The organism is Paenibacillus sp. M-152 (assembly GCF_003856555.1).
Taxonomy (GTDB): Bacteria; Bacillota; Bacilli; order Paenibacillales; family Paenibacillaceae; genus Paenibacillus; species Paenibacillus polymyxa_C.
In genome coordinates, this window is record NZ_CP034141.1 from 5,587,083 (window position 1) to 5,603,315 (window position 16,233).

At 45.2% G+C, this 16,233-nt stretch carries 16 protein-coding genes; 7 read left to right on the top strand and 9 right to left on the bottom strand.

Annotation, left to right across the window (positions count from 1 at the left end):
- Nucleotides 1–90: 90 nt before the first annotated feature.
- Together EGM68_RS24520 and EGM68_RS24525 are read right to left on the bottom strand one after the other, a co-directional pair.
- Entirely contained in the window at nt 91–303 is a 213-nt protein-coding gene (locus EGM68_RS24520) for a cold-shock protein (RefSeq protein ID WP_016822696.1), read from the bottom strand.
- Nucleotides 304–422: 119 nt separating this feature from the next.
- Nucleotides 423–938, bottom strand: coding sequence for a DUF2179 domain-containing protein (locus EGM68_RS24525; RefSeq protein ID WP_025676707.1), 516 nt, complete (start codon nt 936–938; stop codon nt 423–425).
- A 156-nt stretch (nt 939–1,094) separates the two neighbouring features.
- Here EGM68_RS24525 and EGM68_RS24530 point away from each other — a divergent pair, with 156 nt between their 5' ends.
- A complete protein-coding gene (locus EGM68_RS24530; protein WP_013373642.1) occupies nt 1,095–1,271 on the top strand; it encodes a CsbD family protein in 177 nt (58 codons plus the stop codon).
- A 254-nt stretch (nt 1,272–1,525) separates the two neighbouring features.
- The gene (locus EGM68_RS24535; protein ID WP_129550196.1) at nt 1,526–2,569 is read left to right on the top strand and encodes a stalk domain-containing protein; all 1,044 of its coding nucleotides are present in this window, start codon (nt 1,526–1,528) and stop codon (nt 2,567–2,569) included.
- A 70-nt stretch (nt 2,570–2,639) separates the two neighbouring features.
- Here the strand turns inward: EGM68_RS24535 and EGM68_RS24540 are convergent, their stop codons facing one another.
- The gene (locus EGM68_RS24540) at nt 2,640–3,437 is read right to left on the bottom strand and encodes a copper amine oxidase N-terminal domain-containing protein (protein ID WP_129550197.1); all 798 of its coding nucleotides are present in this window, start codon (nt 3,435–3,437) and stop codon (nt 2,640–2,642) included.
- Between the two features lie 241 nt (nt 3,438–3,678).
- Here EGM68_RS24540 and EGM68_RS24545 point away from each other — a divergent pair, with 241 nt between their 5' ends.
- Entirely contained in the window at nt 3,679–6,228 is a 2,550-nt protein-coding gene (locus EGM68_RS24545; protein ID WP_129550198.1) for a LamG-like jellyroll fold domain-containing protein, read from the top strand.
- 95 nt (nt 6,229–6,323) lie between these two features.
- Here the strand turns inward: EGM68_RS24545 and EGM68_RS24550 are convergent, their stop codons facing one another.
- Together EGM68_RS24550 and EGM68_RS24555 are read right to left on the bottom strand one after the other, a co-directional pair.
- Nucleotides 6,324–7,505, bottom strand: coding sequence for an NAD(P)/FAD-dependent oxidoreductase (locus tag EGM68_RS24550; RefSeq protein WP_013373647.1), 1,182 nt, complete (start codon nt 7,503–7,505; stop codon nt 6,324–6,326).
- Between the two features lie 27 nt (nt 7,506–7,532).
- On the bottom strand, nt 7,533–7,964 hold the full coding sequence (locus tag EGM68_RS24555) for a DUF1641 domain-containing protein (RefSeq protein WP_013373648.1): 432 nt from the start codon (nt 7,962–7,964) through the stop codon (nt 7,533–7,535).
- Nucleotides 7,965–8,464: 500 nt separating this feature from the next.
- Here EGM68_RS24555 and EGM68_RS24560 point away from each other — a divergent pair, with 500 nt between their 5' ends.
- Nucleotides 8,465–8,860, top strand: coding sequence for a rhodanese-like domain-containing protein (locus EGM68_RS24560; protein WP_016822691.1), 396 nt, complete (start codon nt 8,465–8,467; stop codon nt 8,858–8,860).
- A gap of 29 nt (nt 8,861–8,889) precedes the next feature.
- On the opposite strand, the gene EGM68_RS24565 is transcribed toward EGM68_RS24560, so the two are convergent.
- Nucleotides 8,890–9,720: an HNH endonuclease gene (locus EGM68_RS24565; protein WP_129550199.1), complete on the bottom strand. Its 831-nt coding sequence runs from the start codon at nt 9,718–9,720 to the stop codon at nt 8,890–8,892.
- Between the two features lie 261 nt (nt 9,721–9,981).
- Between EGM68_RS24565 and EGM68_RS24570 the strand changes: the two genes are divergently transcribed.
- The gene (locus EGM68_RS24570; RefSeq protein WP_129550200.1) at nt 9,982–11,475 is read left to right on the top strand and encodes an alpha-amylase; all 1,494 of its coding nucleotides are present in this window, start codon (nt 9,982–9,984) and stop codon (nt 11,473–11,475) included.
- Between the two features lie 64 nt (nt 11,476–11,539).
- On the opposite strand, the gene gpmA is transcribed toward EGM68_RS24570, so the two are convergent.
- The 3 genes from gpmA to EGM68_RS24585 form a co-directional block, all read right to left on the bottom strand.
- The gene (gpmA, locus tag EGM68_RS24575; protein WP_129550201.1) at nt 11,540–12,289 is read right to left on the bottom strand and encodes a 2,3-diphosphoglycerate-dependent phosphoglycerate mutase; all 750 of its coding nucleotides are present in this window, start codon (nt 12,287–12,289) and stop codon (nt 11,540–11,542) included.
- Between the two features lie 158 nt (nt 12,290–12,447).
- Entirely contained in the window at nt 12,448–13,188 is a 741-nt protein-coding gene (locus EGM68_RS24580) for a Bax inhibitor-1/YccA family protein (protein ID WP_013373654.1), read from the bottom strand.
- A 149-nt stretch (nt 13,189–13,337) separates the two neighbouring features.
- On the bottom strand, nt 13,338–13,625 hold the full coding sequence (locus EGM68_RS24585) for a hypothetical protein (protein ID WP_013373655.1): 288 nt from the start codon (nt 13,623–13,625) through the stop codon (nt 13,338–13,340).
- A 231-nt stretch (nt 13,626–13,856) separates the two neighbouring features.
- On the opposite strand from EGM68_RS24585, the gene pepT reads away from it, so the two are divergent.
- Both pepT and EGM68_RS24595 read left to right on the top strand, forming a co-directional pair.
- Nucleotides 13,857–15,092 (top strand): peptidase T, encoded by a 1,236-nt coding sequence (gene pepT, locus EGM68_RS24590; protein WP_013373656.1) that lies wholly within the window; start codon nt 13,857–13,859, stop codon nt 15,090–15,092.
- A 191-nt stretch (nt 15,093–15,283) separates the two neighbouring features.
- Nucleotides 15,284–16,120: a methyl-accepting chemotaxis protein gene (locus EGM68_RS24595; protein ID WP_058830325.1), complete on the top strand. Its 837-nt coding sequence runs from the start codon at nt 15,284–15,286 to the stop codon at nt 16,118–16,120.
- Nucleotides 16,121–16,233 lie beyond the last annotated feature (113 nt).

A 16,233-nucleotide genomic window follows, 5' to 3' on the forward strand; every position in this document is an offset into this window, starting at 1 on the left:
ATATTCCACAACCAAAAGCCGCTCAGCATGTCGCTGGAGCGGCTTTTGACGTTTAGAATCTTTGCAGCGTAATCATAGGCTTACCTTCAATTAAGAGCGCTGGGCGACAAAGGAATTGCCCGTCCGATTGAGAATCGGCAGCATCCGCATTTCCTGTCCCATCGTGGCTTGGCAAAGTGGACAAGCTGGCTCGCTCAAAAAGGTAAAATCCGTTCTCATCCATCCGTTGCAACCCTCGTTGGTACACGACCAAATAGCCGTATTTTCCTCTGGAATGATTTCCGGGGCCTGGCGTCTGTACATCTATATCCCCCCTTGGTTGTTATAGGGGAACATCCCCTGTCGGCATACTGTTAATTCCCTCCTGTGCGGGTATTAATATGCTCCAACCTACGGAAAATATGCGTATTTTACCAAAATCCTTATTTGCGGATAGCCTTGGTCCAGAAACCGCCGTGAAATTGCTTTGGCTCCACTGTAATGACAAAAGCCTTGGGGTCCAGCTCCAGAATGGATTGATACAGCTTATTCTGGTTTTTTCGCTTGGCCAATATCTCCATCACCAAACGTTCTCCATCACGTCCACTGCCCAGCCAGGCTGTAACGCCGTAGCCTTTGTCTCGCAGCGCATTGGCAATCCCTCCATTGATTTCATTACTGATCACCTTCACGGTGACATAACCGAGCGCTATTTTTTCCTCAATCCATGCCCCAATAAGAATACCTACTGCGTAGCCGATGGCGTATACCGCAAGACTTGCCACTTGATCCAGATATCTAAGCACGACATTCAAGCCCAACACATAGACCGTAACTTCCACGGTGCTAATGAGTGCAGCAATGTACTTCTGTCCTTTCAGCGTCAAAATCATACGTAGTGTATACGCCGATACATAAATAAGTTGAATAACGAGAATAAACAATAAAATTTTGAGCATACGCTCACTCCTTATTTCACGATCTAGTTAACCCCGTCTCCAACATTATGCCCCTGTCTGTGATCTACAGCCTTACGTTTCGTATTACCCTCGCTCGGGTAATGAGTAACTACAGCATGCTGAAAGAAAGTTTGATTATATGAGGAGGGCTATACCATGAAGGATAACGGAATTAGCGATAAAATCAAAGGTAATGTAAATAAAGCTAAAGGCGAAATCAAGGATCAAATCGGGAACGCTACAGATAATAAGTCACTTCAAGCCGAAGGTAAATTGGATAAAGCCAAAGGCCATCTTCAGGAAACAGCAGGCAAACTGAAGGACCACAAATAATCCAACTTTTGATACCCTAACGCACTGTACTCCAAACAAGTCCGCTGTCTTGTACAGCGGACTGTTCTATTTTGTTCGGTTACTTTTGGAAAAATATTTACGCAAACAGGGCAACTTTTACAGTCGCTTTTGCGTCTAACTAATATAAGCACAACCAATAACAACCCTTCCAACCTGTTGGATTTTGTATGTATTAATGTTACTCTAGTCTATGTATCAAGCTATAATTCTTAAATAAAGGGGTAGACCAACGAATGAAATCATTGAAGTCCATGAAGAAACCAGTCATCATCACTGCCGTGTCGGCCTTGGCCATCTCCGGGGCTCTGTTCAGCCAATCTACATATGCTGCACAAGTAACTAAGCCGATCCAAGCAGTATATAACAATATTAAAATTATCTATAACGGAACCGAGGTTGCCTCGGATGCTAAAACAGAACCATTTCTGCTGGATGGCGTGACCTATATCCCGCTGAAGTTGGCAGGTACCGCTTTGGATAAAAAAGTAACATGGGATGGCACAAACAAACGCGTAGTCATTGCTGACAACGGCGTTCCTATTGATCAATCTACAGTTACAGCACTGAACAATCAGATTACAACGCTGACTCAAGAACTGAACACAGCAAAAGCAGCGAACACAACGAAAGATGCTACCATTGCTCAATTGCAAAAAGACAATCAGACGCTGAAAGATGAAGCGAGCAAAAATAGTTCAGACTCTTTGAAAGATCTCCAACGTAAGCTGAATGATGATCACCGGGATGACTACAACACCAACTCGGATATCACGCTGGATGGTAACAAAAAGGATATTTCAGTGACCATCGAAATGACGAAATCCAGATGGACTGACCTAACCAGCAGCAGAAAGGAAACCTTCCTTGAAGACATCGGTGAAGATATTTTGAAAGAGTATAAAGATGCCGATATAGAGGGTACGGTTAAAAACTCTAGTAATAGAGATAAAATGGCAACCTTTACAATCAACAGCAGAGGCAAGGTTTCTTTGAGGGATGTAGCTTCATCCTTCGATGCAAACACGATCCAACGTGATTTGTTCAACAGATATAGCAACTACGCCGGAGTCGGCTTTGATTTCAGTGTAAGAGGCGACAGTAGTACAGCTGACGTGGATGTTTATGTAGGTTTGGATGACTGGAATAAACTCTCAAGTTTGCAAAGAAGCAACCTGACAGATGGCGTTATTGATTTCCTTAAAAACAGAGAGTCCATTGACAGAATCAATGGAACTGTACGCAACAAGGACAACCGCAACCTAATTACTAACTTCTAAGTATACAAAAGCGACAAAGGCTTTTAGCCCTTGTCGCTTTTTTTATGATGTACAAACATCCTACATTCAATTATTGAATCATTCTGCCTACAGAAGTAATGTATTTTATATAATCACTATCCGCATTAGTTGTACCGATATTTTTTGTATAAACCAAATGACCTGCGCTGGTTATTTTGACTTTGTGAAATGAACCGGGTTTAGAATAAGGATCTACACTATAGGTCCCTTTGCTGTACACAATCATAGGATTAAAGTCAATTTGCTTGAAGACGGGCGATAAGTCGCTCTTATACGTAGCATGAATATTCAATACACCCTGCTTTTGATCCCAGTTAAAAGAAGTAAGATCAAATGCATTTGCATCAATGACTTGGGCCAAGTCTTGTCCCTTAAACCTCATAAAAACTGGACTTTCCGTAAAGCTATCATGTCTTAGCTTCAATAAGCCACGCTTGGAATCCCACTCCATCTGCGCATCTGTATCTTTCAACAAAATGGAAACTGATAAAAACATCGCGTTGCTTTTCATGATGGGGACTGTGTCCATTGTCACCGGCTCACCGTTAACCGATATTTCGGGTGATCCGATCGTAGCCGTTACATTACGGCCTAGCAAATCAACAGAAGCCGTTTTGTTCGCTGCATTATAAGTTACTTTGCCGCCCAGTATATCTTCAGCAGCTTGAAGCGGTATAAGCAGTCTGCCCTTCGTATCCATAAAAGGTGATGCAGGATAGGTGTATAAAACGTAATGATTATTTACCTTCAGGTGTATAGGGGTCTGAGCTTGGGCTGATGTCGAATTCGAGTGTACAGTAGCAACACTAAATAAAATTATAAGGCATACTAGCAACCTGATTTTCATAATACCCTCCTTTATTGATAAACAGCTCACAAATATAACTGTTTTTTTCATATATAACGTACCTCCACCAATACATATAGTCAACCATAATTTATAATCTCTACCTAATTATAGAATATGGCACCTTCTCTACAGTCATTTAATTCATAAATACATTAATAATATTTATAAACATAAAGGTATTTTAGCGATGAAAGCAGAATGTATCACTGTATTCCAATTTTGAAAGGGGTAAATGTATATGATGAGAAGTTTTATTAAGCGTAGAGCCAGGTCTAGCATTGCATTAACAATGACTTTATTATTGGCAATTGCAGCCGTACCTTCAGGTACAATGGATGCCGCCGAAGCTGATCCGAACCAGAATAATAAGCAGAATGTGCCGACCTTCTCTAATGTATCGGTTCATGATCCTTCGATTGTCAAAGACGGTGACACTTATTATGTGTTTGGGTCGCATATCTCCGCAGCGAAATCCAAAGATCTCACAAACTGGACTTCTTCTGCAAACGGTTACACAACGCCTGGGAATACCCTTTACGGAGATTTGTCGAAGAATCTGGCCGGATCTTTCGCTTGGGCGGGCGAGAATGATGCGGATAGCAAGGGAGGATTCTCAGTATGGGCGCCGGATGTATTTTGGAATGAGCATTATGTCAATAAGGATGGCTCAAAAGGGGCCTATATGATTTATTATAGTGCCTCCTCCACCTATATACGTTCCGCGATCGGTATTGCCGTTGCACCCAACATTGAAGGCCCCTATCAATATGTGGATACTATTGTGAACACTGGTTTTACAAAGGAGACTGCATTCGATAAAGATAGCAAAGTGGATAAAAAGTGGACAAATACGCCGATTTCTCAACTCATTAATGAAGGCAAGCTGAAGGGGCCTAGAGCAGGATGGTTTAACGCCGATGGTTCTTATGCGAATCGGGTGTTCCCGAATGCAATTGATGCAGCAGTCTTTTATGATACAGACGGGCGCTTATGGATGACGTACGGGTCATGGTCCGGAGGAATATTTTTGCTGGAGCTGGATAAAGCAACTGGCAAACCGATCTATCCAGGCCAAGATGGAACTACAGAGGATGGCCGTCTGATTGATCGTTACTTTGGCACCAAGATCGCAGGTGGATACGGTGAGTCCGGGGAAGGTCCATATATTGAATACAACTCAAAGACAGGTTACTACTATCTGTATGTAACCTATGGCGGACTTGCGTCAGACGGTGGGTATAACATGAGGTTATTCCGTTCCAAGAGTCCGACAGGACCTTATAAGGATGCCAAAGGACAGAATGCTGTGCTTCCAGCAAACACCAAAAATGTAGCCTATGGCAACAAACTAATGGGTAACTTCTTGTTCGATAGCAAAATAGGCGATCCAGGTACAGGTGTGGGCTACGGCTATGTATCTCCTGGGCATAACTCGGTATACACCGATCCTGCTACCGGACAAATGTTTGTTGTCTTTCATACCCGATTCCCTCAGCAAGGGGAGACTCATGAGCTGCGTGTACACCAAATGTTCATGAATCAGGATGACTGGCCTGTTGTAGCTCCTTACCGTTACGGCGGCGAGACGCTTACAAAGCTGGATAAGAAGCAATTCATTGGTGATTATCAATATATTAACCATGGCAGTGATTCTTCGGCGACGATCAAAAATACACAGTTCATTCAGCTGAGAGCAGACCATACGATTAAAGGCGATGTGCAAGGAACATGGCGCAAGTCGGGGGATGCGAATGTCCAACTAACACTGGATGGTGCTGTATATGATGGAGTGTTCTTAAGACAATGGGACCAGGTTACAAATCAATACATCCTTGCGTTTACAGTTCTATCGAATAAAGGTGAAATGGCCTGGGGCAGTAAGCTCCCTGATATGACGGATACGACAGTCGTTGACAGTGTATATCGTGAATTAGATCTTGGCGATACGAACCGGGTGACGGCTAATCTGACGCTTCCGAAGGAAGGCAGTCGGCAATCATCCATTACCTGGAAAACTTCAGACCCAGGCATCATTTCCGATACTGGTGAAATCAAGCGCCCCGGGATCGGAGAAAAGTCTGTATCCGCCACTTTGACAGCTACCATTACCAAAGGGGACAGCAGTCGGGACAAAGCTTTTAACATTACGGTAGCTCCTTATGAGAAGGCAACATTGACTGCTTCATACCCATTTGAAAATAATCTAAAGGATCAGAATGAGGCTTTTGCCAATGGTAAGGTTATTGGTGACCGAATCGATCGTCAGGGAGGTAGTATATCCTACGCTGAAGGCGTAAGAGGCCAAGCTGTAGTCCTTGATGGACAGTCAGGTATTGCTCTGCCTGAAGGACTCATATCCAGTTCAGCCTATTCTGTGTCACTGTGGGTGAAACCTAGCGAATTGACTGTGCATACACCAACTTTTTTTGGAGCTATGGATAGCAACCACTGGGTTAGCCTTCTGCCCAGAGGACCTGAGAAGGATAACACCATGGTCTGGTCCGGCAGCTCAACTTGGTATACCGGCAGTACTGGCCTGAAGATCAAAACCAATGAATGGACACACCTTGCCTTTACTGTAGATCATGGAGTGCTAGAGGTGTATGTGAATGGGAAAATTCAGTTTACCGGGTCAGGGTTTCCGGATGTCTTTACCTCTAAATCTGGAACATTCAGCTTAGGGGTCAACTGGTGGGACCCTGCATTCAAAGGTTCTATGGATGAGCTGAGTATTTTTGAAGGCGCGCTCCCTCCTGCACAGGTGGAAGAGTTAGCCCAGATGAAGTGAATTAAAACTATCTGTGAATGGTGAGCATCACTAGTGTCAAAGAATGAAAAAAGAGAGCGCTGAACAGCGCTCTCTTTTAATAAACCATATAGATATTAGTAGGCCAATGCAAAAAGTCCTTTGATGTGGGACAAGTAACGGATGTTACTGCCTTCTTTCATCAAAGTAGCTACAGCGCCTTTCAGTTGGGTGCCATTCGCGCCTACAGTACCGATCGCGTCTGTTCTTCCCAAGCTGCCCAGTGTACCGGAGAACACTGGCGTAAAGCGTTCCATTTTCGCTCCGTTGAAATAAGCGAAGATGTTGTAACCAACTAATTCGCCCATTTGCCAAGCCAACTGTGCAGTTGGAGGGTATGGACGCTCGCCTTCACCTGGGAACACTACTGCGCTGTCGCCAGCGAGGAAGATGTCTTCGTGGGAAGTCGATTGCAGTGCGCCATTCACAGTTGCGCGACCACGGTTTACTTCGATACCGGATGCGCCAACCAGTGCATTACCTTGTACGCCGCCTGTCCAGATCAGTGTGTTCGTTTTGATCGAACGTCCGTCTTTCAGGAGAACTTCGTCAGCTTTCATTTCTGTAATCGGAACACCCGCTACGATTTGAACGCCACGTTTTTCAAGACTTGTTACTGCACGATCAACCAATGGTTGAGGGAAGCCTGCCAAAATAGATGGTCCAGCTTCTACGCAATACAAGTTGATATCTTCGTAGTTGATGCCTTTTTCACGGCAAACTGCAGGCAGTTTGTCAGCATATTCGCCCACCAGCTCAACACCAGTCAGACCGCCACCACCGATAACGATTGTAGCGTCGGCTTTGTTACCCGATTGCTTGTAAGCATCCAGACGAGCTTCCACATGTGCGCGGATGCGATTAGCTTCTGCTACTGATTTCAGCGTGAAGCTATGCTCTTGCAGCCCTGGAATACCGAAGTATGCCGTTTCACTGCCCAGGGAAATAACGAGAGCGTCATAGCTCAACGTAGCACCACTGGCCAGGGTTACTTTCTTATCGTCCGGCTTGATTTCGGAAACTGTATCCACTTTCAGGATAATATCTTTGTTGCGCAGCAGTTTTTCCAAAGGAAGCGCCACGGCTTTTTCGGCAATAGTACCTGCCGCCAAACGGTGCAGTTCCGTAATAATTTGGTGCGACGCAAAGCGGTTTACCACTGTAATGGTTGCTTGGCTAGCGTCCATATGCTGGCGTGCTGTAAGAGCGGCCAGCAATCCGCCGTATCCGCCGCCCAAGATCAAAATTTGCTTCGACATGTCCATCCTCCGTTCTCGATCAGGTAATTATTTGCTTTCGCGTTGGCGCTCATTCAGAATATCCAGGAAAGCCTGGCTGAAACGCAGCGTTTTTTGTACATTAGGATCTTTAAGCATTTTGAGCAGGCCAAACAGACCTACACTGCCGTCCGTAGTTTGTACACGGTCATTTGCTTCAATTGCAGCAGAAGCCAATCCTTTAGCCGAATCTGTAACAGGCTTCACAAACTCTCCCATGGAGTTTTTCATATCTCCGATAAAGACAGGGTCAGTTGCCAGACTGCGTGCTACATCATAAGCATCGGTCATAAAAGTAACCATCTCAGTCAACTTTGGCAGATTCTCTACCAGTACGGTCAGCGATTGCTGAACCTCCGGTTTCATCAATTGGTCCAATACATCCCGAGACTCTTTGGTAGCTTCTTGTGTTACGGCCACCTCTTGTTGGTTTTCAGACATGCGTGAACGTCCTCCTTTACTGTGAAAATAGAAGTCCATTCCTTTCTCGTAACCTGTATCATAAACTCTAGCAATAAAACGTTCAATGAATTCGCCCTTAAACATGCAAGAAGCACAGCTTAAACCGGCCTATACCCTAAAGGGCAAGACTGATGATCGCAGATGCCAATTGTATATTGCTTGGACGTTATTCTGTTGTTGTTACTGCTGCGGAATATCTCACGAAGCGCTCCCTCGTGACTACAACAGGACGAAACGGAACCCTATACCTCTATATTACACCTTTCACAACCCAATCGTCGAAGAAATTTTAAATTTGCACAAATTTCTGCAAATTTTTTATTGTTATTTTAGATAAAAATTAGAATAAGCACGATTTTTGTCTAATTTTACCTTAAAAAAAGGGGCATTTTATACTAGAGATGGGTAATAGAGAGAGTGAGTTTCTGTTCATTAATATGAAAACCAATACAAAACATATTCCTACGGAGGGTTGAACGATGGCTAAAACATTTGCAGATATGGTTCAAGAAGCGAGGCAGCACGTTCAGGGCATTACTTCACAGGAGGCACGTCAGCGAATTGAATCAAATCCGGATACATTCGTTATCGACGTACAGGATTCTCATGATGCAGGTGCTTGCGGCCTGATTCGCGGAAGCGCCAATATTTCGCTAGGCATGCTGCCCATCCGCGCTGACCTGGGCGTTCCACAAGATTTGCGTGATGAACGCTTACGTGACCGCAACCGCCCGATTATCACCACCTGCGGGGCAGGCGGACAAGCCGCACTGGCAGCTTATATACTCCAACAGATGGGCTTTACCGATGTGGCCTTTATCGAAGGCGGTACAACAGCCTGGAAGGAATCCGGCTTTGAAGTAGAACTGTACTAAGGGAATGTTGCCGACTCCCCAGGAATCTCCTAGGTACGTAAGGTGTCCTCAGAAGCATCGGGAGGTTCACAATCATTCGGAATCAGAATCGGCAATGGCACACCAGACTCGATGAATTCCTCTACATCACGGGCAGCTTTAACTTGATTGCACTCATTGCAGGCGCATACACAATTTACTGGCGTGGTGTGTCCACCTTTAGCCCGAGGAAGTAAATGATCAATCGTGTCACCATAGCCACCGCAAAAAAAGCAGGTATAGCGGTCACGTTTAAGCACATATTGGCGGAATTCCTTGTTGCTATAAAGTCTGCGGACCGTGTACGGATTTACAATCACTGCCATGCGTTCTCTGACCAGAGTCATCGCCAAATCAAGCTCAATCTCCTGATGCCAGCGTCTCCCTTGGTCGGTTTTGCCTCTTAGCCGAATCATGCCATTGCGATTAAGCCGCAACGCACGGGTATCCGCAGGCTTCAGCCTGCTAAGCAAATGGCGAACCCGTTGCCGATGGCGCTCACGCGCTTTGTCCGTGACGGGCTTCCTACGGGGGCGTTGAGAATCATTAGAAGGCTGCGCGGACGCTTCCAGACGATACGCAGCCGTATCTGCTACGGAGCTATGCCGCTCCACAGGAGCAGCCAAGGGCTTCGTCTCCTCATGGGAAGGAGCGGACGTAACCACCCGTTCTTGCGGGGCTAACCCCCGGCAGGAACGGCAAGGACCACGCCGGGAATAAGGCCCAGCCCGGCGACCGGTTCTGCGCTGAAAGTCCGTTAATGGTTTTGTCTCCTGACAATACGTACATTTTTTCATCAGCGGTTCTCTCGCTTCATCCTTATCCTGCTGCAGGTCTGTCACGTTCATCCCTCCTTCCCTCTCTTGGTCGAGCTTATGGTTTGCCTGAAATCCGAACTATTGCTAAGTTAGATTCATTTTACCGTTTTCACGTTTCCTTTTCTAGCCATCGAGTCGTTGTGATCACTCAATGTATAACAAATTTTAATGATTTAGCATACGCTATACAGCGATCCATGTTCTTCATCAACATCATATTGGCCATCAGACGTTTAGCCCCCCTCACTTGGTGGGTAACTTGTTATATATGAAGGAGGGACGCACATGAAAAGGAACCATACGATGATGCAATTTTTCGAGTGGAATGTCAAAGCTGACGGTTCTCACTGGAAAAAGCTTGCCCGCCTGGCACCGGAACTGAAGGCCAAAGGAATTGACGCGATATGGATTCCACCTGTCACCAAAGGCCAATCTCCTGAGGATACGGGTTACGGCGTCTATGACCTTTACGATCTGGGCGAATTTGACCAAAAAGGTGCAGTGCGCACCAAATACGGAACCAGGGAAGACCTGCTGGAAGCTGTCGCATCCTGCGTTCGCCACGGCGTAGCCGTCTATGTCGATCTGGTCATGAACCATAAGGCTGGTGCGGATGAAACCGAAGTATTCAAAGTCGTCGAGGTCAACCCGGATAATCGTAATGAGGTCATTTCCGAGCCCTTTGATATCGAAGGCTGGACTAAATTTACATTCCCCGGCCGACAAGGTAAGTATTCCACATTTCAATGGAACTTCGAACATTTTAATGGAACGGATTACGATGCAAGTCAGGACCGGACAGGAATCTATCGTATTTTAGGTAAAAACAAAAACTGGAGCGATAATGTAGATGATGAATTCGGCAATTATGATTATTTAATGTTCGCCAATATTGACTATAATCATCAGGATGTGCGCAAGGAAATGATCCGCTGGGGCAAATGGCTGGTGGATACTCTACAATGCAACGGATTCCGTCTGGATGCGATCAAGCATATTAATCATGAATTTGTACGAGAGTTTGCTACAGAAATGATTAAAAAGCGTGGGCAGGATTTTTATATGGTAGGCGAATTTTGGAAACCGGATCTAGAATCTTGCCAAAAGTTTCTGGATACCATCGATTATAAAATCGACCTGTTTGACGTATCCCTCCACTACAAACTACATAGCGCTTCCTTGGGTGGTAAGGATTTCGATTTAAGCACCATTTTCGAGGATACGCTGGTTCATACCCATCCCCTGAACTCGGTTACTTTTGTCGATAATCATGATTCCCAGCCGCACGAAGCGCTCGAATCTTGGGTAGAGGACTGGTTTAAGCCCAGTGCCTATGCACTCATCCTACTGCGCAAAGATGGTTATCCCTGCGTATTCTACGGTGATTACTACGGTATCCAGGGACAAACGCCTGTGGAAGGCAAGCAGGCTGAGCTAGACCCGCTCCTATATGCCCGATACCACAAAGCTTATGGTGAGCAAAAAGATTATTTTGATGATCCCCATACGATTGGATGGGTTCGTCAGGGCATTCCTGAGCTACACGGCTCTGGATGTGCTGTGGTGATCACTAACGCAAATGACGGGGAAAAGCGCATGTTCGTGGGTAAACAACGTGCAGGAGAAAAATGGACCGATTTGACCGGGCATCACGATCATACCATAAAGATCGAACAGGATGGCTATGGCATATTTCCCGTTCGTGCCGGCAGTGTATCGGTATGGGCACTTCCTACTGAGGAAGACAGCCTGGATGCAGAGGATACTGCGAACGCTTAATGTATATCAACACAAAGAGGACAGGATGCAAGAAGGCGCCCTGTCCTCTTTGTTGTATGGAAAGTCATTCCGTCACCTTGCTTTGGTTGGCCACAGCCTGTTTCTTTGCCTCTACATGACTCGGATCACCAAGATAGAAGCGCCGAATAGGATCGATATGCTCATCCAGCTCATACACCAGTGGAATGCCTGTCGGAATGTTTAAATCCAGCAGAGTAGCTTCATCCAAATTCTCCATGTACTTGATCAAGGCCCGTAAAGTATTACCGTGTGCGGAAATGATAACCCGGTCCTTTTTAAGAATCAACGGCACGATCCGTTGCTTCCAAAACCCACCAACCCGATGCACCGTGTCTTCCAGACTTTCCCCGAGCGGAAGCTCCTCTGGCTTAATATGGCGATAACGCTCTTCCCGATGTGGACTCCGTTCATCCTGCGCATCCAACATAGGAGGTCGCACCGTCAAGCTACGCCGCCAAATATGAACCTGTTCCTCGCCGTATTGCACGGCGGAATCCAGCTTGCTGAGCCCCTGAAGCGCACCATAGTGGCGTTCATTCAGCTTCCATGACTTCTGCACGGGTATCCACAGATGATCCAGCTCATCCAAGATATGATACAACGTGCGGATAGAACGTTTTAGCACAGAAGCAAATGCCAAGTCAAACGTATACCCAGCCTCCTTGAGGATACGTCCTGCCTCGATAGCCTCATGAGTTCCCTGCTCAGTCAGATCGACATCCGTCCAGCCTGTGAACAAGTTTTGTCGGTTATACACGCTTTCTCCGTGCCTCACCAGCACCACCTGATACATATACCTCACTCCTCACCTGTCTATCCTCTATGTTTTACCCAACTTCTATGTATTTAACGTAAAATGCATTTTTTAAACCGCTTCTTGCATACAAAAAGGACGACATTCAGCCGTCCTTCTTTTCGTCCTACTTGAACCATATGAAATAGTCGCAGACCTTAGTCCCTATTGCTAAGCTTAGCTAACAAATCCAATATTCGTACATATAGCCACACTAACGTTACCAGCAATGCAAAGGCGCCATACCATTCCATATATTTGGGTGCACCTTGATCAGCTTGTTCCTCAACGAAATTAAAATCTACGAGCAGATTCAAAGCGGCAATGATGACGATAAATAAACTAATACCAATACCCACCCAGCCCGTTTCATGGATGTACGGAACATTCATACCGAAAAAATTCAAAATAAAATCAACCAACGTCACTAGAAAAATCGCCATCGTACATAGGACAACAAATGAGATAAAGCCACGTGTCACCTTGATGATTCGTTGTGTATACATAAAGAGCATCAAGAACAAGATACCCACTGTCAGCAAAATGGCATTAACTACAATTCCAGGGTACTCATATTCCATAAAAGCGGAAACGCCACCCAAAGCAAAGCCACTCAGAATCGCATATACAGGAGAGAGCAATGGAGCCGTTTTGGGAAAAAAGGATATCGAAAGTGCTATGCCTGCCATCCCAATAAAGCCTGCCGTCATCAACGATAGCACCTCTATGGTTCCTTGATAGGTCATATACCAGGTAATACTGGCAGAGACGATGAGCAGGACTAGCAGAAGCAACGTTTTGTTCACCGTTCCTCCGATAGTCATACGTTGTTCGCTAGCTTCTCTTTCATCTTCACGCAAAAAGATGTCATCACGTAAAACCGGGTTGCTAAAGCTCATACAGGGTACTCCTTTTCGATGTGTTATTTACGATGCCATATGTATATATCGGTACAACCTGAGAAAAGTTTCAGAAAATTTCAAACAATAAAAAAACTCTAACCTTGCTTTTCAGCAAAGCTAGAGTTAGAGGGTCAAGTCGTTACAGATTAAAAATCAGCAGTAGCAATTTGGATGCTACCTGTTACTGCTCCAACTGGAGTAGCTTGGAGAGCAGCTACCAGCAGCAAGGCAACTTCTAACGTCAGACTATTGCCCGCCGGAATAGTATAAGTGATCACAGGAGCATTGACACGGGTAACCACAAGATCCACCGGATTGGCACCGAAATTATTAACGGTAATTGTAGCATTACTACCGCCTCTCAGGTTTTCAAAAAAGGACTTACCTACACCAGCAGCAAGATTGTAAATTTGCGAAGGTAAAAGGATCGCCATAGAATTCACCTCCCTTGCGTTTGATAGTGTATTCTATGCTTCCAATCTATGAACGTAACGTTAAGTGACTCAGTAATAAGACACAATTTAAAAGACTCATAGATTAACATTTCTCTATATGTGCTACAAACAACCTGTCATTCTGAAAGGTTAAACCATTTTTTTTATATCGTAAGCCTAATCATGATAAAATACGTACCATAATGAAAAAGACCCAAGGAGGATAACCACATGAAACAGGAACTGATTGACCGCCTGACTACATATGTTCAGGTAGATACCCAATCCGACGAAAGCAGCCACACATGCCCCACCACACCCGGACAGCTCACATTGGGCAACCTCCTGGTAGACGAACTGAAAGCCATCGGTATGACAGACGTAACCATTGATGATCATGGTTATGTGATGGCAACCCTTCCCTCCAATACGGATAAAGAAGTGCCCGTCATTGGTTTTCTGGCACACCTCGATACGGCTACTGAGCTAACTGGCGCAGGAGTAAAGCCACAGTTGACGGAGAACTATGATGGAGGCGATATCACGCTGAATGCCTCGCTTGGTGTAGTCCTTTCTCCACGTGAGTTTCCCGAATTGACTCAATATAAAGGCCACACCCTGATCACAACAGATGGCACCACCCTGCTCGGTGCAGACAACAAAGCCGGTATCGCAGAAATCATGACAGCGATTCACTATCTGATTGATCATCCAGAAATTCAACATGGCAAAATTCGTGTTGCTTTTACACCGGATGAAGAGATTGGAAGAGGACCTGAGCGCTTTGATGTAGCCGCCTTTGGCGCTGAATATGCTTATACGGTAGACGGCGGACCGCTCGGAGAGCTGGAGTATGAGAGCTTCAACGCCGCGGCTGCTCATATTACCATTCATGGTGTGAATGTACATCCCGGTACGGCTAAAAACAAAATGATCCACGCTGCCAAAATCGCTATGGAGCTGCACAGTAGATTACCTGTGAATGAAGCCCCGGAATATACAGATGGGTACGATGGCTTCTATCATCTGTTGGAGTCTACTGGCACAGCAGAACAAGCCAAACTATACTATATTATCCGCGATTTTGATCGTGAGAGCTTTGAGAACCGGAAAGCTTATTTGACAAATATCGTAAAAGAGCTCCAGGCTGCCTATGGAGACAACCGTATTACGCTGGAGCTGAGAGACCAGTATTACAACATGAAAGAGAAAATTGAGCCTGTCAAGCATATCGTCGATATCGCTCATGAAGCAATGACGAAGCTGAATATTGAACCCATTATCAAGCCGATTCGTGGAGGCACAGACGGTTCACAGCTGTCTTACATGGGACTGCCTACACCGAATATTTTCACAGGCGGGGAGAACTACCACGGTAAGTACGAGTATGTGTCGGTGGATAACATGGTGCTTGCAACCAAGGTTATTGTGGGGATTGCACAATTGTTCGAGCAGCGTGGCAAGTAAGCCGCTTATACACAGCACTGACACGTTCAAATTAAATCGGAAGGCATATCGTTTCTATTATGAAACGATATGCCTTTTTTTCTGAATTTTCTTTAAATTCTCAATACTTTTATAACTTTTATCCGTCTTTAGACCGACAATTATATAGGACTATAAAAAATATATTTAGTAAAGAAAGGTAGGCAATCCACTTGAATACAATAGATGCATTAATTGCAGCCATTCCCTACATACAACAGATTATGCGGGAGAAAGTAACCCTTGCTCTTTTCGACCGTACTCACGTTCTGGCTTATACCCAATCAGAGGATATGAATCTTGGCTTTGAAACCGGCTCGGAGCTGCTTGAGGACTACAAAAATTTCGCCATGCTTAAAAATGGATGCGAGGCCAGCTTGACCCACATTCCGGCTGAATTGCTGGGATATCCTCTCGATATGATCAGTATTCCTGTGTTTGATGATAATGGGAACGTCATTGCAGCGTTTGCCGCTTCCTATAATTTGACCAACAGAAATCAGCTGGATCAAATCGTATCTGAAAACCACTCCATTACCGAGCAGCTCATTGAAATGGTGCAGCATGTAACAGCACATTCAGAGGAGCTACAAGCTACCAGTGAACACATTTTGAAGAACACCCAATTTGCCGTACAAAACTCGGGTAAAATTAATCAGGTCGCTGTATTTATCAAGGAAATTTCCGATCAAACCAACCTGCTTGGATTGAATGCCGCGATTGAAGCCGCACGTGTCGGAGAAGCAGGGGCAGGCTTTGGTGTCGTTGCTCAAGAAGTACGCAAGCTATCTGTAGAGTCCAAAAAGGCGACAGTCGATATTGAGGGAGCCCTTAAGGATGTACAGAACTCCATTCGTCAGATGGAGCAGGAAATAGAGCAAATTGTTGCTTCTTCTCAAGAGCAGGCGACTCTGGTAGGCTCTTTCACCGAAGTCATGGAGCGTATGCGAAAGGCGAGCGAAACGATGCAACATCTGGCCGATAACCTGACTTCCTATATTGTAAAATAACTAATATTGTTTATTGGCATGAGAAAGGGGAGCGCACTAACCCGCAAATGGCGTAAAAGTGCGCTCCCCTTATTTACAAAATCCCTACTGGGTCTAACAATCCAAATCTAAAC